This window comes from Streptomyces oceani (assembly GCF_001751245.1).
Classification (GTDB): domain Bacteria; phylum Actinomycetota; class Actinomycetes; order Streptomycetales; family Streptomycetaceae; genus Streptomyces; species Streptomyces oceani.
Genome location: NZ_LJGU01000078.1, coordinates 1 through 1,207, shown reverse-complemented (window position 1 = coordinate 1,207; position 1,207 = coordinate 1). Strand labels below are relative to the sequence as shown.

Sequence of the window (1,207 nt, the reverse complement as noted above, 5' to 3'; positions counted from 1 at the left end):
GGGTGCGCCCGCCCCGTCAGCCGCGGGCGAGGGCATCCAGCGTGGCCAGCTCCTGCTCGTCCATCGCCGCGCTGCCCAGGTGTCCCCCGGTGTCCGTCACGACGAGCCGCGCGTCGGGCCAGGCACGCGCCAACTCCCAGGCCGTGTGCACCGGGCTGCCCAGGTCGAGACGGCCGTGGAAGAGCATCCCGGGGATTCCCGCCAGCCGTCCGGCATCGCGCAGCAGCGCGCCCTCCGGCAGCCAGGCGCCGTGTGCGAAGTAGTGCGTGGCGATCCGGACCAACGCCCGCCGAGCGGCCGACGGACGACCGGTGAAGGGCGCGGGCACGCCCTTCGGCTCCATGGACAGGACGGCGTCCTCCCAGGCACACCAGTCCTCCGTCGCCCGGTCGCGCACGTCCGGGTCCGGGTCGGACACCAGCCGGGCGTACGCGCCGACCAGCTCGCCGGTGTCGACATCCCCACAGGCCCGTCCGCCTCGACCGGCACCGGCCCGGGCTTCGTGGAGACCGGCACCGGCCCGGAACCGCTCCCATGCCTCCGGGAAGAACCGTCCCACGCCCCCGTAGAGCCAGTCGATCTCGGCACGGCGCGTGGTGGTGACCCCGCTGAGGACGATCTCGGAAGCACGCTCCGGGTGCCGTTCGGCGTAGGCGAGGATCAGCGTGGACCCCCAGGAGCCGCCGAAGAGCAACCAGCGGTCGATACCGAGGCGGGCCCGCAGCAGCTCCATGTCCGCGATCAGATGCTCGGTGGTGTTGACGCTCAGGTCGGTCGCCGGATCGCTGGCGTGCGGCGTGCTGCGCCCGCAGCCGCGCTGGTCGAACAGCACCAGCCGGTACCGTTCCGGGTCGAACCAGCGCCGGATGCCCGGCGCGCGGCCGGAGCCAGGACCGCCGTGCACAACCACCGCCGGCTTGCCCTGCGGGTTACCGCAGGCTTCCCAGTACACGAGATTGCCGTCGCCGACGTCCAGCATGCCCGTCTCGTACGGCTCGATCGGCGGGTGTCGGCGGCCGGTCACCGCGGGTTTCCCAACCTAGGCGGGAGGATACGGTCCGCAGGCGGCCCGGTCATCCCGGTTCCACGGTCCCGTGGGCGGCGAACGACGCCTGCCCGCCCGCCCGTTGAGTGCACCCGCCCGCACACCCCGCATCCCGCATGTTCCGTATGTCCCGCTGGTCAGCGCTCCGCGATGACCACCGCC

At 73.3% G+C, this 1,207-nt stretch carries 1 protein-coding gene; it reads right to left on the bottom strand.

The genetic code is table 11. The features are described 5' to 3' along the window. Positions 1 to 16: 16 nt before the first annotated feature. Positions 17 to 979 (bottom strand): prolyl aminopeptidase, encoded by a 963-nt coding sequence (pip, locus tag AN216_RS00430; protein WP_070194543.1) that lies wholly within the window; start codon positions 977 to 979, stop codon positions 17 to 19. Positions 980 to 1,207: the final 228 nt, after the last annotated feature.

What these genes read in the sequence shown, in the direction of transcription:
- pip (WP_070194543.1), bottom strand. Translation starts at nt 979, where the DNA reads ATGCTGGACGTCGGCGACGGCAATCTCGTGTACTGGGAAGCCTGCGGT.